At 69.8% G+C, this 20,718-nt stretch carries 19 protein-coding genes; 6 read left to right on the top strand and 13 right to left on the bottom strand.

What is annotated here, in order from left to right:
- Window position 1: 1 nt before the first annotated feature.
- On the bottom strand, window positions 2-1,822 hold the full coding sequence (locus ACYVHG_RS01910; protein ID WP_461165730.1) for a methylmalonyl-CoA mutase family protein: 1,821 nt from the start codon (window positions 1,820-1,822) through the stop codon (window positions 2-4).
- A 124-nt stretch (window positions 1,823-1,946) separates the two neighbouring features.
- Here ACYVHG_RS01910 and ACYVHG_RS01905 point away from each other — a divergent pair, with 124 nt between their 5' ends.
- Complete coding sequence (locus ACYVHG_RS01905) at window positions 1,947-2,633, top strand: TVP38/TMEM64 family protein (protein ID WP_461165729.1); 687 nt, start codon at window positions 1,947-1,949, stop codon at window positions 2,631-2,633.
- Between the two features lie 35 nt (window positions 2,634-2,668).
- Here the strand turns inward: ACYVHG_RS01905 and ACYVHG_RS01900 are convergent, their stop codons facing one another.
- Entirely contained in the window at window positions 2,669-3,598 is a 930-nt protein-coding gene (locus tag ACYVHG_RS01900) for a LysR family transcriptional regulator (RefSeq protein ID WP_461165728.1), read from the bottom strand.
- A 71-nt stretch (window positions 3,599-3,669) separates the two neighbouring features.
- Here ACYVHG_RS01900 and ACYVHG_RS01895 point away from each other — a divergent pair, with 71 nt between their 5' ends.
- The 3 genes from ACYVHG_RS01895 to ACYVHG_RS01885 are packed head-to-tail and all read left to right on the top strand — an operon-like array spanning window position 3,670 to window position 6,124.
- A complete protein-coding gene (locus tag ACYVHG_RS01895; RefSeq protein WP_461165727.1) occupies window positions 3,670-4,824 on the top strand; it encodes a TDT family transporter in 1,155 nt (384 codons plus the stop codon).
- A 59-nt stretch (window positions 4,825-4,883) separates the two neighbouring features.
- The gene (locus ACYVHG_RS01890) at window positions 4,884-5,489 is read left to right on the top strand and encodes a hypothetical protein (protein ID WP_461165726.1); all 606 of its coding nucleotides are present in this window, start codon (window positions 4,884-4,886) and stop codon (window positions 5,487-5,489) included.
- Complete coding sequence (locus tag ACYVHG_RS01885) at window positions 5,486-6,124, top strand: hypothetical protein (protein WP_461165725.1); 639 nt, start codon at window positions 5,486-5,488, stop codon at window positions 6,122-6,124. Before ACYVHG_RS01890 ends, ACYVHG_RS01885 begins: the two co-directional genes overlap by 4 nt.
- Window positions 6,125-6,267: 143 nt before the next feature.
- On the opposite strand, the gene ACYVHG_RS01880 is transcribed toward ACYVHG_RS01885, so the two are convergent.
- From ACYVHG_RS01880 to ACYVHG_RS01870, 3 genes are read right to left on the bottom strand one after another with little or no spacing between them, the layout of a single operon-like run.
- Window positions 6,268-7,488: an SPFH domain-containing protein gene (locus tag ACYVHG_RS01880; protein WP_461165724.1), complete on the bottom strand. Its 1,221-nt coding sequence runs from the start codon at window positions 7,486-7,488 to the stop codon at window positions 6,268-6,270.
- Window positions 7,489-7,511: 23 nt separating this feature from the next.
- Window positions 7,512-7,943: an NfeD family protein gene (locus ACYVHG_RS01875; RefSeq protein WP_461165723.1), complete on the bottom strand. Its 432-nt coding sequence runs from the start codon at window positions 7,941-7,943 to the stop codon at window positions 7,512-7,514.
- A gap of 54 nt (window positions 7,944-7,997) precedes the next feature.
- The gene (locus tag ACYVHG_RS01870) at window positions 7,998-8,813 is read right to left on the bottom strand and encodes a DUF3097 domain-containing protein (protein ID WP_461165722.1); all 816 of its coding nucleotides are present in this window, start codon (window positions 8,811-8,813) and stop codon (window positions 7,998-8,000) included.
- Between the two features lie 46 nt (window positions 8,814-8,859).
- Between ACYVHG_RS01870 and ACYVHG_RS01865 the strand changes: the two genes are divergently transcribed.
- Window positions 8,860-9,630 carry a hypothetical protein gene (locus ACYVHG_RS01865; protein WP_461165721.1) on the top strand — a complete coding sequence of 257 codons (771 nt, stop codon included), beginning with the start codon at window positions 8,860-8,862 and terminating at the stop codon, window positions 9,628-9,630.
- On the opposite strand, the gene ACYVHG_RS01860 is transcribed toward ACYVHG_RS01865, so the two are convergent.
- From ACYVHG_RS01860 to ACYVHG_RS01825, 8 genes are all read right to left on the bottom strand, one after another.
- Entirely contained in the window at window positions 9,627-10,652 is a 1,026-nt protein-coding gene (locus ACYVHG_RS01860; protein WP_461165720.1) for a ferrochelatase, read from the bottom strand. The genes ACYVHG_RS01865 and ACYVHG_RS01860 overlap by 4 nt on opposite strands.
- Before the next feature lie 2 nt (window positions 10,653-10,654).
- Window positions 10,655-11,494, bottom strand: a complete 840-nt coding sequence (inhA, locus tag ACYVHG_RS01855) for an NADH-dependent enoyl-ACP reductase InhA (protein WP_461165719.1) — start codon at window positions 11,492-11,494, stop codon at window positions 10,655-10,657.
- A gap of 57 nt (window positions 11,495-11,551) precedes the next feature.
- Complete coding sequence (gene fabG1 / locus ACYVHG_RS01850) at window positions 11,552-12,277, bottom strand: 3-oxoacyl-ACP reductase FabG1 (protein WP_461165718.1); 726 nt, start codon at window positions 12,275-12,277, stop codon at window positions 11,552-11,554.
- Window positions 12,278-12,290: 13 nt separating this feature from the next.
- Window positions 12,291-13,274 carry a VWA domain-containing protein gene (locus ACYVHG_RS01845; protein WP_461165717.1) on the bottom strand — a complete coding sequence of 328 codons (984 nt, stop codon included), beginning with the start codon at window positions 13,272-13,274 and terminating at the stop codon, window positions 12,291-12,293.
- Window positions 13,275-14,207 (bottom strand): DUF58 domain-containing protein, encoded by a 933-nt coding sequence (locus ACYVHG_RS01840; protein ID WP_461165716.1) that lies wholly within the window; start codon window positions 14,205-14,207, stop codon window positions 13,275-13,277.
- A gap of 5 nt (window positions 14,208-14,212) precedes the next feature.
- Entirely contained in the window at window positions 14,213-15,268 is a 1,056-nt protein-coding gene (locus ACYVHG_RS01835) for an AAA family ATPase (RefSeq protein ID WP_461165715.1), read from the bottom strand.
- A 94-nt stretch (window positions 15,269-15,362) separates the two neighbouring features.
- On the bottom strand, window positions 15,363-16,862 hold the full coding sequence (locus ACYVHG_RS01830; protein WP_461165714.1) for a C40 family peptidase: 1,500 nt from the start codon (window positions 16,860-16,862) through the stop codon (window positions 15,363-15,365).
- Between the two features lie 241 nt (window positions 16,863-17,103).
- Complete coding sequence (locus tag ACYVHG_RS01825) at window positions 17,104-17,718, bottom strand: Rv1476 family membrane protein (protein WP_461165713.1); 615 nt, start codon at window positions 17,716-17,718, stop codon at window positions 17,104-17,106.
- A 168-nt stretch (window positions 17,719-17,886) separates the two neighbouring features.
- Here ACYVHG_RS01825 and acnA point away from each other — a divergent pair, with 168 nt between their 5' ends.
- Window positions 17,887-20,718: an aconitate hydratase AcnA gene (gene acnA / locus ACYVHG_RS01820; RefSeq protein WP_461165712.1), complete on the top strand. Its 2,832-nt coding sequence runs from the start codon at window positions 17,887-17,889 to the stop codon at window positions 20,716-20,718.

Raw genomic sequence — 20,718 nt, 5'->3', positions numbered from 1 at the left:
CTCAGGCCCCCAGCCGGGTCAACAGATCGTCGAGCGCGGCGGCCGCGTCGATCTTCGCGTGCAGGTAGATGTCGATCAGTCCGTCGTCGACGGTGCCGGGTGCGCCGGCCAGCAGCACCAGGTCGCCCTGCTCCCGCAGAGTGCGCGCAAGGGCCTCCCCCTGATCGCCGTATCCGGCGTCGGAGCCGGCCAGCGCGGTGATCCTGGTGCCGGGTGAGCCGTCGATCGAGGCCGACCCGGACGCCTGCTCGGTCGCGTCCTGCACGGTCTCGATTCCGCCGGAGGCGAGCAGGTTGGTCAGGAACGTGGACCGGCCGTTGTGCTGGGCGACGGTGCCGATGGTCACCATCCGGATCCGCGGTCGCACCCCGTGTTCACGCAGGAAGGCGTCCGATCGGGTGCGCAACGCCTCGAACGGGGCGGCGTACGAGCGCACCACCGGACCGTTGACCGCGGCGGTCGGCGCCACCGCGGGTTCGGCGAGGTTGGGGAACTCGTTGACCCCGGTGATCTTCCTGGCCCGCCGGGCGACGGCGCCGTCGCGGCGGTCCGCGGATTCACCGAGGCTCGCGGCGATCGACTCATCGGCGATGCCGCGGGTGAAACCCCCGGCCCGTTCGGTGACCTGCAGCACGCTCCACGCGGCCCGGGCCAGATCGTCGGTGAGAGCTTCCACGTGCCAGGATCCGGCACCCGGGTCCGCGACCCGGCCCAGGTTCGACTCCTCGAGCAGCAGCAGCTGGATGTTGCGGGCGATGCGCCGGGCGAACGCCGGTGAGTACCCTTCGACACCGCCCGGGAGCGCGGCGTCGAAGTCCAGAGTGCTCACGTAGTCGGCCCCACCGACCCCCGCCCCGAACGCGGCGACGGTGGTGCGCAGCATGTTCACCCACGGATCCCGCTGCGTGGTCGCGGCGCGTGAGGTCACCGCGTGTACCGGTGCGTTGCCGGCGTCGGGGGCGCCGAGGTGCCGCGCGACGCGGGCCCAGACGGTGCGCCAGGCCCGGATCTTGGCCAGGGTGAGGAACTGATCGTCGGTGGCCGCGAGCCGAATGGTCAGTTGCCGCAGCGCGGATCCGGTGGGGAGTCCCGCCGAGGTGAGTGCGCGAACCTGGTCCAGGGCCGCAGCGGCGGTGAGGCCGAGCTCCTGCGCGCAGGTGGCTCCGGCGTTGTGCAGGTCGGCGCCGTCCACGACGATCGCCCGAACGTCCTCGGCACGGGCGTCGGCCAACCGGGCCAGGTCGACGGCTTCGGTGAGCGGGACGTCGGCACGTCCGACCACCTGCGAGGTGAGCGGCGCCGCACCCAGACTCACCCGCACCAGGTCGGCGCGGTAGGCCTCGGATTCGGCGGCCACGTCGAGCGCGGCCAGCACCTGGGCGGCCGCGTGCGCCGCCTCGCCTCCCGCGGAGAGCAGGATGGGCGCCATATCCGGGTAGACGCCCCCGAGCAGCGGCGCCGGATCGGGGCGGACGATCCACAGCGCGCTGGCCCCCGATTCGAGCGCGCCCAGCACGTCGGAGGCGTCGCAGTGCTCGTCGAAGCGTTCGGCGACCCGCCATCCCAGGCGGACGTCCGGCGTGGGGTCACCGCCGCGGAGGAACGGGAAGACGCCGGGCAGCGGCGCCTCGGGGAGTTCATCGCGCTGGGAGTACAGCGGCGCGATCTCGACGCCGTCGTCCTCGGTGGCCGTGGTGAGCGCCGCGATCGGGTCCTCCGGCGGGGTGCCCCCACGCGACTTCGCGAGCACGGCACCGACGGATTCGCGCCATGACTCGTAGTGACTGTCCACCACGTGGGCCTCCTCACTGTGGCCCGGCACACGCGCGAGCCTTCGCTGCCGCGGGCGTCACAGCGGCGTTCGAGAATCCACGTTAACCGATGCCGGTGACGACTCCCCAGTAGGGTCGGACCACCCTCGTGAGCACCGCGTATGTTGGCTCTACGTGAGCGACAACGAATCCCGTCTGCGGCCCGGAGACAGGTCGCTGGTGCTGCGCGCGGCCCTCGGCTGCCTGCTGGTTCTGGGGGTGGTCGCGGGCGGGATGCTGCTTCCTCGTCCTGGGGTGGCCACGGTGCGCGGGTGGGCGGAATCGACCGGCCCGTGGTTCGTGGTGCTGTTCCTCGTGGCGCACATCGTGGTGACGGTCTTCCCGGTGCCGCGGACCATGTTCACCGTCTCGGCGGGACTGCTGTTCGGTCCGGCCGGGATCGTGCTGTGCATGGCGGCCTCGATCGCGGCCGCCGCTCTGGCCTTCCTCACGGTGCGGTGGGTCGATGCGCGGCACCCCTCGCAGGTGATCAACCGGGTGCGCGAGCACCCTGCGTACACACCGATCGCGGCCCGGCTGCGGGTGCGGGGCTGGTTGGCGGTCGGCTCGCTGCGACTGGTGGCCGCGGTGCCGTTCTCGATCCTCAATTACGCATCGGCGTTGTCGCCGGTGCGGTTCTGGCCGTACCTGGTCGCGACGGCTATCGGGCTGGCGCCGGGAACGACCGCTGTGGTGCTGCTCGGTGACGCGCTGGCCGGGGAGTCGTCACCGTGGCTGGTAGTGGTCAGCGGAGTACTGATGGCGGTCGGGATCACCGGCTTGGTTCTCGACGCTCGGATGCCCGCAAGGGTCAAACCTTGACTGATCCTCTAGCAAGGCTAATGCCTTGCCCTCGATCAGCGTGATGATCGCCGGTGGTCGGGCGACGCACCTGCGGCGCGCCCGCTGGCCACAGCCAGCAAGGTATCGACCACCTCGCGGGGTGCGGCGTCGTCGCGCCGTACCGCGCGCAGCCGGCGACGCAGGTCGATGCCCTCAGTGGGAACTTCGACGAGGCGGCCCTCGCGCAGTTCCGCGGCGACCGCGAGTTCGCTGAGCACCGCCGCCCGCCCGCCCGCGGCGACCATGATCTTGACCGCCGCGTTCGTGCCGAGCGCCACCGACTGCGGGTTCGGCTCGAACCCGGCCCGTCGTAGCGCGGCCTCCAGGGCCTCGCGGGTTCCCGCCCCCGGCTCTCGGGTCACCAGTGGCAGTTCCGCGAGCTCAGCGGGGGTGACGGGGCGGTCCGCGCGCCGCCGGGTGAGGCGGTCACCGGGCGCCGCCACGAGCACCATCCGGTCGGTGCGCACCGTCCGGGAGGCCAGATCGCCGGGCACCGTCGGCCCCTCGATGAAGCCCAGGTCGGCGACGTGCCCACGCACGTCGGCGATCACCGCCGCGGAATTGCCGACGGTCAGGTGCACGGGCTCGTCGGCGTGCTCACGCAGCCGGGCGAGCCACGCCGGCATGAGGTACTCGGCGATCGTCTGGCTACACGCGATCCGCACCGTGTGGTCGAAGCGGAGAGCCTCGGCGCCGGTCTGCAGGGCCGACATCGCGCTGACGACAGCCCGAGCCCATTCGGTGACCGCGGCGCCCTCGGTGGTGAGTTCCGCTCCCCGGGTGCGCCGGTCGAGCAGTTCCAGCCGGAGTTGGCGCTCCAGGTGACGCAGGCGCGCGCTCGCGCTGGGCTGGGAGATCGAGCACGCGCGGGCGGCCGCTGAGATGGATCCCAGATCGGCGACGGCCACCAGCAGTCGGAGGGATTCCGCGGACGGCATTTCCATAGAGTCATCGTATGGGTAGATAGCCACCCTGTGGGTTCCCGAACGATTCCGCCCGAGACACCGTGTTCACCATGCACACCAGGTCGACCGGCTCTGTTTCCCCCGGGCCCGCACGGAATCGGCTGCTGCGCGATCTGCGGACCCCACAGGAGGCCGTCTCCAACCTCACGCCGAACTGGTTCGCCTGCGTCATGGGAACGGGCATCGTCGCGAATGCGGCTGTGAGCCTGCCGATGCAGATCCCCGGCCTGCGTACGACGGCCGCAGCCGTGTGGATCCTGGCCGCGATCCTGCTGGCGTTGCTGACGGTCGGCACTGCGGCACACTGGATCCGCTACCCCGAGTTCGCCCGGCGCCATCACCGCGACCCGGTGATCGGCAATTTCTACGGCGCGATGGCCATGGCCTTCCTCACCGTGGGGATCGGCGCGGTCCTGGTGGGCCGGGACGTGCTCGGACTGCCGGCCGCCCTGACTCTGGGCGCCGCCCTGTGGGTGACCGGCACGGCACTCGGCCTGTTCTTCGCCCTGTTCATTCCGGTCATGATGATCCGCGGTGGCCACTACCGGGCGGACGCGGCGTTCGCCGGATGGCTGATGCCGGTGGTCTCCCCGATGGTCACCGCGGCCGGCGGCGCGGTGCTGATGCCCTACACACCGGAAGGAGCGACACGCAGCGCCCTGCTGTGGTTCAGCTACGGGTGCTTCGCCTTCACCCTGTTCGCCGCACTGCGGGTGCTGCCCGCGGTGATCCTGCGCCTGCTCCGCGGCCCGGCCTGGGCGCCGGCGATGATGCCGACGGCCTGGATCGTGCTCGGCCCGCTCGGGCAGTCGATCACCGCCGCGAACGGACTCGGCTCGGCCGCACACCTGGCGGTGAGTCCCGATCTCGCCGCCGTCCTGCAGCGGGCCGCCGCAGGCTTCGGCACGATCGTCACGGTGGCCGTGCTGCTGTGGACGGCGATCGCACTGACCCTCACCGCACGGACCGCCCTCGGCTCCACGGACGGGCTGCCGTACGCGCTGACCTGGTGGTCGTTCACCTTTCCGATCGGCACCTGCGCCACCGGGTTCAGTGCGATGGACGCGACCGGCGCCACAGGCTACGCCGCACTCGCCCTCGCCTACTTCCTCGGGCTGTCGGCCGGCTGGATCGTGGCCACCCGCGGGACTCTCCCGCGAGCCCTGGCGAGCGGAGGGCTGCTGCGGCATCCGGACCTGGCTTAGTCGATCCTCGCAAGTCCAACTCCTTGCGGTAGGCGAATGCAAGGCTGTACGCTTGCTTCATGATGGTCCTCACCGCTGATCAACGAGGCAGTCGCACCGACACCGACCGGGTCGAAGCCGCACGCGCATTCCTCGCCCCCCTCGGCTGGCTTCGCGCTCCTGAACGCACGGCGGGCGACGAACTCCAGGCCGTCACCGACGACGCCGCGGTCGCGGTGAACGCCGCCCTCGCACTGCTCACGGACGGGCGCTGGAGCATCGGGATCGGAGTGGGAACCGTCGAATCACCACTTCCGGAACAGACCCGTGCGGGACGGGGCCGAGCGTTCGAAGCGGCCCGCGATGCGGTCGAGGCGGCCAAGAACGTGCCCGTCCGCGTCCAGGTGCGGGCGGCCGACGGTGACGCCGCTCGCCGCGCAGAGGCGATTCTGTCGGTGCTCGGGCATATCGTGGGCCGCAGATCACGAGAGGGTCAGGAGGTGACCGCCTTGCTCAACGACGGTATGACCATCACCGCCGCCGCAGCACAGCTGGGGGTTTCGCGGCAGGCGGCCTCGCAGCGAGCGGCCGCAGCGGGCTGGTCGGTGGAGCCGGCGGGCCGCGCACTGGCGATCGAACTGCTCGATGCGGCCAACCCACCGCACGGCACCGGGACCGCCCGATGATCGGCATCGTCGTCGCGCTCCTACTCCTGACCGCTATCGCGGGTGCGGGCGCTGGCGCTCTCGCGCGGCGGCGCGGCCCCGATTGCGTCGCGATCGCCGCAGCGGAGGTTCCGGTGCTGCTGGTGGTCGCCGCGGCGCTGGTCGCACTGGCTGCGCCCGCCGCACAGGGCGCCGGCCTCGCCGCCGTGCGGGTCGCTGCTGTGATCGCCGCGATGGCCGGCGGTAGCGCTCTGGTGAAGGCGGTGTTCGTGCTGGCCGGGGCGTCCGGGCGTGACGATCCATCCTCCGGGACCGCTCAGTCCACCGATCCGGACGCCTCCGACGCAGACCAGGGAGCCCACAGCGGTAGTGAGGACGCTGCCGTCGGGGAAGCCGGAGACCTCCCCGACGACGCGACGCCGGCGTCGCCGCTACGCGGCGGCCTGGCGATCGGAGTCCTCGAACGCGCGGCCATCGTGGTCTGCGTCCTCGCGAACTTCGGTGCGGGCCTGGCGGTGATCGTGGCCGCCAAGGGGCTCGCCCGGTATCCCGAACTGCGTCATCCCGGTGCGGCGGAGCAGTTCATCATCGGCACCTTCGTCTCGGTGCTGTGGGCCTGCGGCTGCGCCGGAGTGGCGGTGGCAGTGGGACGCTGATCCCGCACCACCGCCCCCGGTCCAGCCGATGCCGGGCGGCGTCGGGCCTGTATCAGGCCTCGGTGCGCGGCGGGTAGCCGGGCTGCTGCACCTGATACGGTCCGGGCGCCGCGTGCCGGGAGCTCACCGGCAGCTGCGTCGTCTCACTCATCTCCGGCATCCCGGCCGTGATCTCCGGTGCGGCGTCCGCGGGCACCGCGGGGGGCAACCGGCACCGCCGGATCGGGCTCGGCGTGCAACCCCGTGCTCGGCGCCGGATCGGCGGGCGCGGTGCGGACAACCGGGGCGTCCGGAACCTGGTCGGGTGTCACCAGGACCGGTGAGACCGGTTCCGGGGTGTCGAACCAGCCCTCGGTATCGATCTCCGGCGCACTGGCCTGGCCGTCGTCGGACGGCTCGAACCGGAACACTCCGTCGCTGCCCGGACTGCCGAGATTGCGCATGAAGCCCTGCAGCGCACCGTTGAAATCGCTGGGCACCACCCACACCTTGTTGGCGTCTCCCTGTGCCATCTCGGGCAGGGTCTGCAAGTACTGGTAGGCCAGCAGCTCCGGAGTGGGACGGCCGGACTTGATCGCCGAGAACGTGGTCTCGATGGCCTTGGCCTCACCCTGGGCCTCCAGGTACGAGGCGGCGCGCCGGCCCTCGGCGCGCAGGATCTCGGCCTGCCGGTCCGCCTCGGCGGCGAGGATCGCCGCCTGCCGCTCCCCCTCGGCCAGCAGGATGCGGCTGGCCTTGTCGCCCTCGGCGGATTTGATCGCCGCCTCCCGATGTCCCTCGGCGGAGAGGATGGTGGCCCGCTTCTCGCGGTCGGCCTTCATCTGCTTCTCCATCGATTCCTGGATCGACGGGGGCGGGAAGATCGACTTGAGCTCGACCCGCGCCACGCGCAGCCCCCAGCGGGACGTGGCCTCGTCGAGCACACCCCGCAATTGGCCGTTGATCGCCTCACGCGAGGTGAGCGTCTCCTCCAGCGTCATGCCGCCGACCACGTTGCGCAGGGTGGTGGTGGTGATCTGCTCGACGCCGACCACGTAGTTGCTGATCTCGTAGACCGCGGCCTCCGGGCGCGTGACCTGGAAGTAGACAACGGTGTCGATGTTCACGGTCAGGTTGTCCTGCGTGATCACCGGTTGCGGCGGGAACGAGACGACCTGTTCGCGCAGGTCAACCCGGGCCCGGACGGTGTCGATGAACGGGATGAGCAGTGCCAGCTGGCCGGACACCGTCCGGGTGTAGCGCCCCAGTCTCTCGATCACCGCGGCCTGCGCCTGCGGCACCAGGACCAACGCCTTGACCAGTACCACCACCACTGCCACGATCAGCAGCACCAGCACGACCAGTCCGATTCCGATTCCCTCCATGCGGATCTCCCTTTCTCGATCAGTCAGTCATCGACGACCACGGCCACGGCACCGTCGATCTCGACGATGGTGACCTGCGCGCCGATCGGTATCGGAGCACCGTCGTACGGGGTGCGGGCGGTCCACTCCTCACCGCCGAGACGGATACGGCCACCGTCGGCGGTGACCTCTCCGGTCACCTCGGCGATGCTGCCCGGCAGCGATTCCAGGTACGACGGTGCCTGCCCGCGCTTGCTCTCGACGTACCGTCGCAGCGGAGGTCGCACCAGCGCGAGCAACAGGATCGACGACACGGCGAAGACCACCCCCTGGCCCCAGGTGGGTAGGTCGAACAGGCCGGTCGCACCGGCGGTGATCAGCGCGCCGCCACCGAGCATGAGCAGCGTGAACTCACCGACCGCGACCTCCGCCACGGTCAGCACGATCGCTCCGATCAACCACAGCGCAGCCGCCATACCTCGATCCTGCCAGAATTCGGACACCGAGGAGCGCTCACGCGTGGTTGCGTCCTACGGTTCGGTGACGAAGTCGACGAGGCGCTCCACCGCGCCGATCAGCGAGGCGTCCAGGTCGCGGAACGAATCGACCGCGGCCTGCACCCGGCGCCAGCCGTCCTGTGGGCTGCCCCAGCCCAGCCGCCGGCAGGTCCCGGTCTTCCAGTCCTCGCTCCGCGGCACATCCGGCCAGGCGTCGATCCCGACCGAGGCGGGCTTGACCGCCGCCCAGATGTCGATGAACGGGTGGCCGGTGACCATCACGTACTCCCCCAGTGACTGGGTCATCCGCGATTCCTTCGACCCCTGCACCAGGTGATCGGCGAGCACTCCCACCTTGCGTCCCGGTCCGGGTCCGAACTCGGCGAGCCGGGCACCGAGGTGATCGAGTCCTTCCAACTGTTCGACCACCACACCCTCGACCCGCAGGTCGTAACCCCACACCCGTTCCACCAGCGCCGCGTCGTGCACACCCTCGACCCAGATCCGGCTGGGCAGGGCCACCCGCGCCTTGACGCCCTCGACCCGGGTCGAACCGGATGCGCTGCGCTGAGGACCCGACGGGGTCTTCGCCACCGGCCGCACCAGGGTCACGGGGACACCGTCGATGAGGAACGCCGCCGGGCGCATCGCGAACAGCCGGACCCTGCCGCGCGCGTCCTCGAGTTTGACGAACTCGCCGTCGTAGCTGCGGTCGAAGCCGACCACCGCTCCGCAGAAGCCGGTCGCCGCGTCCTCGGCGACCAGACCGCGATCGGCGGGCACCTCGGCGACGGTCCGTGCCCGTTTGCTCGCGTGCCCGGCGTAGATGTCCCCGTACCTGTTCGCCACGGCGATCAACCGTAGCCGAGTGCGGGGGCGACTACCATCGGGGCTCATGACGACGGTCGCCACACTCGCCCGGCGCGCCACCGCGGGGCCCGCGCAGGGTTTCGCGGTGTGGTCCGCGGCGTGGCTGTCCGGCTCTGCCGGAACGGACGAACTACTGACCTCACTGGCGGAGTGGGCGCCGGTGCAGTCCGTCGTCGACGGTGACCTCCCCGGCCTGTTGGCCGAGATCCGGGCACTGGCCCCGCACACCGTCCGGCTGTTGTTGCCCGCGCCGGGTGATGCCCGTGGACTCCCGGCGGATACCGACCTCGAGGACGCGGCGATGGCACGCGGGGAGTCGGTGGTCTTCGACGCAGCTCACACCTCGATCGCGCTGGTTCCGACGCCGGAGGCGGGAGACGTGATGCGATGGCAGGCGTTCGCGCACGAGCCGGCGCTCACCGATCCCGATCAACTGCCGCTCGGCGCTGCCGAGCAGCAGTTGCGGGGCGCGGTGCGGGAGGCGCCGTCGGCGTTGGCGGGTCTGCCGCCGGCACCGGACGCCGGTGACGATCCGCGCCGGCTGGTGATGGAGTTGACGCGGTTCCTGGGAGCGCACCGGTTGCCGCGCAGCGCCTCCGAGCGGGCGCACCGGGTGCTCGACAGCGCCGGCATGGTCGAGGCGATTCTGCTGGTCGCGGGCGCACAGGCCCCGTATTCGGGGTTGACGCTGGCATCTGCGCAGGGCGGCGACGAGACGTACCGGGATCTGTGGCGCACGGTCCGGGCGGCGCGGGTGGCCGCGGTCAACGCGGTGTGCCGCGAGGAACTGCGCTAGTCGGTGCGGTGTGGGCGACGCACCGCCGGACAGCATCCTTCGACGCAGGCCGCTCCGTTGGTGCTCACGCCGAGCCCGGACGATCTTCCGGCGAAGGCGTCGTCGATCAGGTCCACCACCATTCGGGCGAACCGCGGGTCGGATCCGCAGGTGGACGCGCGGGCGAAGGGCATACCGAGCTCGGCTGCCACGTCCTTGGCCTCGGTGTCGAGGTCCCAGATCACTTCCAGGTGATCGGAGACGAAGCCGATGGGGACCACGGCCACGCCGGGCGCCCGCTGCTGGTGCAGGGCGCGGATGTGGTCGCAGATGTCGGGGTCGAGCCACGGGACCTGTGGGGGACCCGACCGGGACTGCCAGACCACGTCGTGTTCGGCCACGTCCAACCGGGCTGCGACGTTCGCCGCGGCCTCCCGGACCTGCCGGGAGTACAACCGCTCAACGTCGGGCGGGCCCGCCGCCAGGTCCGCTGCTTCGGGGATCGAATGCGCGGTGAACACCAGCCGGGAACCGGCCGGCAGCTGTGCCAGCGCCGCGGCCGCGGAGTCGGCGAAACTCTGCAGGAACCGCTCGTGCTCGCAGAACTGGGGCAGTTTGGTCAGCTCCGGTGCGTCCGGGACGGCCTCGCGGACCCGGGCGATGTCCTCGTCGTACTGCCGGCAGCCGGAGTAACCGCCCCACGCGGAGGTCGCGAAGACCAGGGCACGACGCACTCCGTCGGCCGCCATCCGCGCCGCGGTGTCCTCGGCCATCGGGTGCCAGTTGCGATTGCCGAAGTACACCGGCAGGTCGCGGCCCCGGGCCGACAGTTCGGTCTCGACGGCGTCGATGATCTCGCGGTTCTGGGCGTTGAGCGGCGAGACGCCGCCGAAGCGCAGGTAGTGCTCTTCGACGGCGTCCAAGCGCTCGGGCGGGATGCCCCGGCCACGGGTGACGTTCTCCAGGAACGGCCGCACGTGGTCAGGGTGTTCCGGGCCTCCGAAACTCAGGACGAGCAGCGCGTCCCAGGTGTGCTCGGTCACGACTACTGCGCGTTGATCATTTCGTCGGGGAACCAGGTGTTGTGGCTGGCGCCACCGTCGACGTAGACGATCGAGCCGGTGGTACCGGGCAGCCAGTCCGAGAGCAGCGCGCACACGCTCTTGCCCACGACCTCGGGGTCGTCGACGTTCCAGCCGATCGGCGAGGCGCCGTTCCAGTAGGTGTTGAGCATGTTGAGCTTCTTGGCGTCGTCGGTCGCCGTGCCCGAGATCGCCTTGGCGGCGAGCGTCTTGATCGGGCCCGCGGCCACCAGGTTCGAGCGGATCTTCTTGGCGTAGCCGACCTCGCGGGCGACGTACCGGTTCACCGACTCCAGGGCCGCCTTCTGCACGCCCATCCAGTTGTAGTCGGGCAGCGCGGTCCGCGGATCGAAGTCCATACCCACGATGGATCCGCCCTCGTTCATCGCGGGCAGCACGGCGCGCGCCAGGGAGGCGTAGCTCCACGCGGAGATCTCGAAGGACTTCGCGGCGTCCGGGCCCGGTCCCTCGAGGAAGGGCAGTGCCTCCGGTCCCATCAGGGTGCGCGGGGCGAAGGCGATCGAGTGCAGTACACCGTCGATGCCCTCGGGGGCGAGTTCACGGATCTTCTCGGCCAGGGTGCCGAGGTACTCCTCGTCGGTGACGTCGAGCGGGATCGCCGGCGGCACCTCCCTCGGCAGTCGCTTGGCGATCCGGTCGATCAGCCGGAGCCGGTCCGGGATGCCGGTGATGATCACCTTGGCGCCCTGCTCCTGGGCCACCTTGGCGGCCGAGAAGGCGATCGAGGCGTCGGTGATGATGCCGGTGATCAGGATGGTCTTACCTTCGAGCAGTCCGGTCACGGACGTGCCTCCTTCGGGTTCTGCGGTTGCACTGAGCTGGTTCGACGGTGCGCGGGCCTAGTGGCCCATACCGAGGCCACCGTCGACGTTGATGACGTTGCCGGAGACGTACGCGGAGTCGTCCGAGGCGAGGAAGGAGACCACCGCAGCAACCTCCTCGGGCTGACCCATCCGCTTCGCCGGGATGGCCTGCTTGACGGCGGTCTCGGTGTACTCCTTGGGCAGATCGCGCGTCATATCGGTGTCGATCAGACCGGGTGCGATGACGTTCGCGGTGACGTTGCGGGCGCCGAGCTCACGGGTGACCGAGCGGGCGAGGCCGATGACGCCGGCCTTGGACGAGGCGTAGTTGGCCTGGCCGGGGGTGCCCATCAGGCCCACGACCGAGCCGAGGTAGATGAACCGGCCCCAGCGGTTCTTGAGCATGTCACGGGTCGCGGCCTTGGTGACCCGGAAGGCCCCGGTCAGGTTGGCGTTGATGACCTTCTCGAAGCTCTCCACACTCATCCGCATGAGCAGGGTGTCCTCGGTGATACCGGCGTTGGCGACGACCACCTCGACCGGGCCCTGGTGCTCGGCAACGGTCTTGAACGCAGCATCCACGGATTCGGTGTCGGTGACATCGCACTGCACGCCGAACAGTCCCTCGGGTGCGCCGGAGCCGCGATGGGTGACCGCGACCTTGTGTCCGTCGGCGGCCAGGCGCTGCGCGATGGCCAGGCCGATGCCGCGGTTGCCGCCGGTGACGAGGACGGACCGGGGCGTGAATTCAGAAGTCGACATGCCAGCAAACCTATCAGGGCAGCCGACGGTTGAAGGCGACTGCGCCCGCCGCACCGGCCAGGAGCAGCAGGGTCCCCCACAGCAGCCAGATCCGTGAGTTGTCGCCCTTCTGCATCTCCCAGCCGATCTCGTCGCGAAGGGTGCCGTAGGCCTGGTTCAGGTCGGTCAGCGAGGAGGCCGAGAAGAACTGTCCGCCGGAGAGCTCTGCGATCTTCTTCAGCGAGGCGTCGTCGACCGGCACGCCGATGCTCTGCCCCTGGATGTCGACGGTGCCGTTCTGGGTCCCGAAGGAGATGGTGGAGATCGGGATGCCCTCCTCCTTGGCCTTGCGCGCGGCGGTGAACCCGCCCCGGGGATCGTCGAGATCGGTCGGCACGGTCTGCTTGCCGTCGGATTCGAGGATGATCCGGGCCGGCGGCGCGTTGTCCTTACCGCCGAGCACGTCGCGGATGTTCTTGATCGACTGGATCGCGGAGTAGATGCCCTCGCCGGTGGCGGTGCGCTGCGCGAGTTCGAGGTGGTCGATCGCGTTCGTCGCGAGTGACCGGTCCGGGGTGGGTGAGACCAACAGCTGCGCGGTACCGGCGAACGAGACGATGCCCAGGTTCATCCCCTGGGGCAGTTCGTTGACGAACTTCTTGGCCGCCTCCTTCGCGGCGTCGAGCCGGTTCGGACTCACGTCGGTGGCCTTCATCGACAACGAGACGTCGACCACCAGGACGACGGTGGCGCGGCTGCGCGGTACTTTGCGCATGGCCTGCGGTCCGGACAGGGCGACCATGAGCAGGATCAGCCCGATACTCAGGAGTGCGATCGGCACGTGTCGCCAACGGTTGCGGCCGGGCGGCGCGACCGAGTCGAGGACCGACATGTTCGCGAACTTCAGCGCGCGTTTGCTACGCCGCTTCTCGTTGTAGACGTACCCGGCCACGATGGCCAGCACCACCACGATGCCGAGCAGCCAGATCGGGGTGGCCAGTGAGGTCAGTCCGCCCATCTAGGAAGCACCCGCCAATCCGCGCCGGCGGGCGGCGACGAAGCGCACGATGTCTGCCAGCCAGTCCCGGTCGGTGCGCAGTTCGAGGACCGGTGCTCCGATGCCGCGCAGGGTGCGCGCGACCTCCCGGCGGTGCGCCTGCGCCGCGTCGGCGAACCGGTCCCGCAGATCCGCGGTGACCGTGAGCTCACGGACGGCGCCGGATTCGGCGTCGCGCAAGGCGATCTCCCCGACTTCGGGCAACTCCACGTCCCGCGGGTCGAGTACCTCGACGGCGAGCACCTCGTGCCGGGCGGCGAGTCCGCGCAGTTCCCGGACGTAGTCGACGTCGCCGAGGAAGTCGCTGATCACCACGACCAGGCCGCGCGGCTGCTCCGGGCGGCGGAGTGCGTCGAGTGCACCGCGCAGGTCGCCGCGGGTGCCCTCGTCCGCTCGCGGCGCGGTGGCTATCGCCTTGAGCACCTTCTGCCGCTGCGCCCGGCCGGATTTCGGTTGCACGCGGACCACGGTGGAGCCGTTGGTGACGAGGCATCCGACCCGGTTCGCGGCACCGCTCACCAGGTGCACGACCGCGGCCGATGCGGCGACTGCGAGATCGCGTTTGGTGCCGCCGGTGGAGCCGAAGTCCATCGAGACGGACAGGTCCACCACGATCCAGGTCTGGAGTTCCCGGTCGGCGATCATCTGCCGCACGTGCGGGTGGGTGGTGCGCGCGGTCACGGACCAGTCCATCAGGCGGACGTCGTCGCCCGGGGTGTAGGGCCGCGACTCCCCCGGTTCGGAACCGGGTCCGGGAAGCAGCCCCTGGTGGTCGCCTTTGAGGACACCGTCGAGCCGGCGGCGGACCAGCAGTTCGAGGGTCTTGAGCGAGGCCTGCATCCGGGCCTCGTCGACCTCGCCGCCGGCGAAGCTCGGGAGCGGGGTGCGGCGCATCGTCGTCAGCCCTGCGGCGAGGGTGCGGGCACGAACTGCTGGTGCGGTTGCTGCTGGGGCTGGGCCTGTCCGACGACCTGCGGCAGGGCGACGGTCTGCAGGACGCGGGTGATCGCCTGATCGGCGGTGATCTCGTCGGCCAGGGCGTCGTAGCTCATCACCAGGCGGTGGCGCAGTACGTCCGGGATGATCTCGACGACGTCCTGCGGGACCACGTAGTCGCGCCCGCGCAGCAGTGCCAGCGCCCGCGCCGCGGCGACGATGCCGAGGGTGGCGCGGGGAGAGGCGCCGTAGGTGATCCAGGAGGCGACGTCCTCGAGTCCGAACTCGCGGGGTGTGCGGGTCGCGGCGATCACCCGCACCACGTAGTCGACCAGGGCGTGATGGACGAAGACCTCACTGGCGGCGCGCTGCAGACGCTGGATCGACTCCGGGTCGAGCACCTGCGACGCGGTCGGCGGGATGGTGCCCATCCGGTAGACGATCTCGCGCTCCTCCTCGATGGAGGGGTAGCCGACGACCACCTTGAACAGGAAGCGATCCCGCTGCGCCTCGGGAAGCGGGTAGACACCCTCGTTCTCGATCGGGTTCTGGGTGGCGAGCACCAGGAAGGGATCGGGCATCGGATAGGTCTGGCCGCCGATGGACACCTTGCGCTCGGCCATCACCTCGAGCAGCGCCGATTGCACCTTGGCGGGTGCACGGTTGATCTCGTCGGCGAGGAGGAAGTTCGCCGAGACCGGGCCGATCTCGGTGTCGAACTGCTCCTTGCCCTGCCGGTAGATGCGAGTACCGATCAGGTCGGACGGGACCAGGTCGGGGGTGAACTGGATCCGGGAGAACGATCCGCCGACGACCGTCGCGAAGGTCTCGACGGCGAGCGTCTTGGCGACACCGGGCACACCTTCGAGCAGGACGTGCCCCTTGGCCAGCATGCCGACCAGGATCCGCTCGACCAGCTGGTCCTGGCCGACGATCACTCGCTTGACCTCGTAGACGGCCCGCTCCAGCAGTTTGACCTCGTCGCTGGTGGCGATCTCCGGCCCCTGAGAGTGCGTCACACAAGTCCCTTCGTCGTCTCGTCCCCCGGCCGATACCGGCCGTCGCGATGCGGCTCGCACCGATCGCTCACCCGAGGGTACGCAATCGCGGCGATCAGCTGTTGATGACTCGGACGGCCTGCGAGAGGAAGGTCGAAGCGTCGAAGGGCGCGATCCGCACCGCACCACCGGACTGCGGCGATTCGAGGATCTGATTGTTGCCCAGGTAGATCGCCACGTGCTGAGTTCCGCCGGGACCGCGGAAGACCATGTCGCCCCGCTTGAGCTGGCTCACCGGCACCTTGTTGCCGGTGGTGAACTGGTAGCCGGAGTACTTGGGTAGCGCGATGCCGACGGCCGCGTAGGCGTAGGCCATCAGGCCCGAGCAGTCGAATCCGATGCGGTTGAAGTCGCCGAAGCTGTCGGCCACGCCGCCGTCGCGCACACCCTTGGTGGCACCGAAGGCGTTGCCGCCGCCCCAGGCGTACTGGACGCCCAGGACCGACATGCCGCGCTGGATGACCGCCTCGATCATCTGTGCGCCGGACATGCCCGCGGTGCTGATCGCGGCCTGGGGCGCGGGTGCGGCGGGGCTCGCCGCTGCGGCCGCCGGTGCCGCCGGCGCGCCGATCCCGAACGGGTTGGTGAACAGCGACGAGGCCTGGCCGACCAGGCCCTGGGCGAAGGTGCGGGCAGCGGCCAGCGGGTCCGCCGACGATCCCTGTGCGGGTACGGCCGGTGCGGCCGCTGCGGGAGCGGCCGGCGCTGCGGCGGGAGCGCCCCCCGCCGCAGCCGGTGCGGCGGCGGGAGCGGCCGGCGTCAGCTGCTGGGTCTGTCGTTCGTCGACCACGTACTGGGCGTAGATGCGCTGCTGGGCGGCACGATTCTCGGCCCGCTTGGCATCGTCGAGAGCCCGCTGCGCGAGTTCGCGTTGGGCGCTGAGCTTGGTCTGCTCCTGCTCCTGCGTGTTCAGCGCGGCGACGGTGGTGGTGATCGAGTCCTCGGCCTGCTTCTTGCGGTCCTCGGCGGTCGCGGCTGCGGCGTCGGCCTGGACCTTCGCCGCGCGGGCGGCGGTCCGGGAGGCCTCGGCACGCTTCTTCGCGGCCTGCAGATCGGTGAGCGCTGCGCGCTGCTTCTCGGCGACGATGCGCAGAGTGGTCGCGCGGTCGACCGCGACGCCGGGGTCACCGCCGAGGGTGTCCACCAGTCCCCCGGCGCTGCTGCCCTGCTGGTACGCGGCACGGGCGACCGCGTCGAAGGCGTTCTGAGCGGTGTCGATCTTCGCTGCGGAGTCGGCGACGGCGTTGTCGGAGACCTTCACCGCACCGGAGGCGGCGGAGGCGGCGTTCTGCGCTGATTGCAGGTCGACGACGGCACGGTTCACGGACTGACGCTTCGCGGCGACTTCACCGCGCAGGTCCGCGATCCGCTGATCGGATTGTGCGAGTCGGTCCACGAGGGCGGCGACCACGTTGGCGGGGGTGGCGGAATCCCCGGGCTCGGCGAGCACGGGTCCGGCGGTCACGACGGTGCCCACCACCAGGGTTCCGGTGGCGGCCAGTGCCAGCAGCGACCGCGCTGCTCGATGGGTGGCGAGGTCTGCCGTACGCCTCAAGGTGTCTCCCTCACTCATGATCGCGTTCACGCCCTATGAGTACGCGGCTGCCCCACGTACAACATTGGCTCCAGAAGTACCGTACGGCACTTTCGCAACAATGGAAAACAGAGGTCACAAATTACACGTTTGTCACTTGCGTATCCACACTTCTGACCTGGTGCTTCCAGCCGTGATCGGATCAAACGAATTCGGACAGCGGAATCCGGATCACACAGCTGGAATTTCGAATGAATGTGCGTTATTGCGTGCGATGTGCAGCGATCACGCCATTCCCATCGGCGGTCGCCGAGCCATCGGGGCGCAGGCCGGCTGCGCGGCGCGCGGCGTCCACCGCACGGCTGCGCCGACGGGTGATCACTCGGACCGCCGCAGCGAGCGCGACGACGAGCAGCACCAGAGCGAGGGTGAACGCCGCCCACGGGAACGTGGCGCCGTGCGCGGTGTCGACGAAGTCCCCGGCCGCCTTGGGCGGGTTGCCGAGCGCCAGCTTGCCGGTAGGACCTTCCTGGCCCGACTCGATCTGGTACCGGCTCAGCTGCGTCGAGTAGCCGGCCACCTGGTTCGGGGACATCACCAGAACGGTGGCGGTTTCCTGCCCCTTCGCCTTGAGGTCTTTGCCGACCTGCGTGCCGAGGTCACGCAGCGAGGTGTCGGGCAGGTAGTCGTGCGCCAGGACGATCACCTTGAAGTTCTCGATCCCCTTCCCCTGCGCGTCTCGGACCACCTGCGCGAGTTGCGGAACCGCACCGGCGTGAGCGGGGTTGAGAACGGCCACACCGTCGTCGGCGAGGTCCACTTCGAGCGCGGCGAGATCCACGTCGGTGGGGACTTCGGTGACAAACGGCAGGCCCATGCCGCTCACAGTACGACACCGCCACGCCGAGCCCGGGAAGGAGGCACAATGAGCAGCGTCCGCGGGTGTCGACCCGGCGGACGTTCACAGGACAAGCGTACTGTATTATGGATTTCAGGCACCGGCACAGCCCGTCGGTGCACACCACAAACGTTGAGTGGAGCTGACGTGAGCAAGAGCATCGATTCCTTCTCGTCGCGCGGCACGCTCGAGGTGGGCGATCAGTCATACGAGATCTTCCGCCTCAGCGCCGTGCCCGGCACCGAGAAGCTGCCCTACGCGTTGAAGGTCCTCGCAGAGAACCTGCTGCGGACCGAGGACGGCGCGAACATCACCACCGATCACATCAACGCCCTGGCGAACTGGGACCCGTCGGCCGAGCCGAGCGTCGAGATCCAGTTCACCCCGGCGCGCGTGATCATGCAGGACTTCACGGGCGTGCCCTGCATCGTGGACCTCGCCACCATGCGTGAGGCCGTCACCACCCTCGGCGGTGACCCGAACAAGGTCAACCCGCTCTCCCCCGCGGACATGGTCATCGACCACTCGGTGATCCTCGACGTCTTCGGCACGGCGGATGCCCTCGAGCGCAACGTCGACCTGGAGTACCAGCGCAACGGCGAGCGCTACCAGTTCCTGCGCTGGGGCCAGGGTGCGTTCGACGACTTCAAGGTCGTCCCCCCGGGCATGGGCATCGTGCACCAGGTGAACATCGAGTACCTGGCACCGGTCGTGATGACGCGCGGCGGCCAGGCCTACCCCGACACCTGTGTCGGCACCGACTCGCACACCACGATGGAGAACGGCCTGGGCGTCCTGGGCTGGGGCGTGGGCGGCATCGAGGCCGAGGCCGCCATGCTGGGCCAGCCGGTCTCCATGCTCATCCCCCGCGTCGTCGGCTTCAAGCTCACCGGTGAGATCCAGCCCGGCGTCACCGCCACCGACGTGGTGCTCACCGTGACCGACATGCTGCGGCAGCACGGGGTCGTCGGGAAGTTCGTCGAGTTCTACGGCAAGGGCGTCGCCGAGGTGCCGCTCGCCAACCGCGCGACCCTGGGCAACATGAGCCCCGAGTTCGGCTCCACCGCGGCGATCTTCCCGATCGACGGCGAGACCATCAACTACCTGCGTCTGACCGGCCGCACCGACGAGCAGCTCGCGCTCGTCGAGGCGTACGCCAAGGAGCAGGGCATGTGGCACGATCCGGACCGCGAGCCCGCCTACTCGGAGTACCTGGAACTGGACCTGGGCACCGTCGTCCCGTCGATCGCCGGCCCGAAGCGCCCGCAGGACCGCATCCTGCTGTCGGAGTCGAAGGTCGCCTTCCGCAAGGACATCCACAACTACGTGGAGGAGCAGCACCCCGCCGCGCACACGCAGCTCGACGAGGCCGTCGAGGAGTCGTTCCCGGCCTCCGATCCGGCCGCGCTGTCGTTCGCGGACGACGGTGCCGTCGATGTGCAGTCGGCCGCCAACGGTGCGGAGGGCCGCCCGAGCAAGCCGGTGCGCGTCAAGGGCGAGCGCGGCGAGTTCATTCTCGACCACGGCGCCGTCGCGGTCGCGGGTATCACCTCGTGCACCAACACCTCGAACCCGTCGGTGATGCTCGGCGCGGCTCTGCTCGCCCGCAACGCCGTGGAGAAGGGCCTGACCACGAAGCCGTGGGTCAAGACCAACATGGCTCCCGGTTCGCAGGTCGTCAACGACTACTACGAGAAGGCCGGGCTGTGGCCCTACCTCGAGAAGCTCGGGTACTACCTGGGCGGTTACGGCTGCACCACCTGCATCGGCAACACCGGCCCGCTGCCCGACGAGATCAGCAAGGCCGTCAACGACGAGGACCTCACCGTGGTCGCGGTGCTCTCGGGTAACCGTAACTTCGAGGGTCGCATCTCCCCCGACGTGAAGATGAACTACCTGGCCTCGCCGCCGCTGGTCATCGCCTACGGCCTGGCGGGCACCATGGACTTCGACTTCGAGACCGACTCGCTGGGCAAGGACCACGACGGCAACGACGTCTTCCTCAAGGACATCTGGCCGTCCGCGCAGGAGATCGACGACACCATCAAGAACGCGATCAACCAGGACATGTTCCGCAAGTCCTACTCGACCGTGTTCGAGGGCGATCACCGCTGGCAGAACCTCGCCACCCCGGAGGGCGACACCTTCGCCTGGGACGAGAACTCGACGTACGTCCGCAAGGCGCCGTACTTCGACGGTATGACGATGGAGCCCGCTCCCGTCTCCGACATCTCGGGCGCTCGTGTCATGGCGCTGCTGGGCGACTCGGTCACCACCGACCACATCAGCCCGGCGGGCCCGATCAAGCCCGGCACCCCGGCCGCGCAGTACCTCGACTCGCACGGTGTGGCCCGCAAGGACTACAACTCGCTGGGCTCGCGGCGCGGTAACCACGAGGTGATGATCCGCGGCACGTTCGCGAACATCCGCCTGCAGAACCGGGTTCTGGACACCATCGGCCTGGAGGGGACGCAGGGCGGGTACACCCGTGACTTCACGCAGGAGGGCGGCCCGCAGTCGTTCATCTACGACGCGTGCATGAACTACCAGGCCGCCGGCACCCCGCTGGTGGTCCTGGGCGGCAAGGAGTACGGTTCGGGCAGCTCGCGCGACTGGGCGGCCAAGGGCACCAGCCTGCTGGGTGTCAAGGCCGTCATCGTCGAGTCCTTCGAGCGCATCCACCGGTCGAACCTGATCGGCATGGGCGTGGTCCCGCTGCAGTTCCCGAAGGGCGAGTCGTGGAAGTCCCTGGGGCTCGACGGCACCGAGACCTTCGACATCGCGGGCATCACGGAGCTGAACAACGGCGTCACCCCGAAGACGGTGCACGTGACCGCCAAGAAGATCGCGGACGACGGCACCGTGACTTCCACGGTCGAGTTCGACGCGGACGTCCGCATCGACACGCCCGGTGAGGCGGACTACTACCGCAACGGCGGCATTCTGCAGTACGTGCTGCGGAACATGGTCAAGAGCTGA

Source organism: Tsukamurella serpentis, assembly GCF_054780975.1.
Note: the sequence above shows the minus strand (reverse complement) of the source record. Positions and strands in the feature narration are given on the sequence as shown.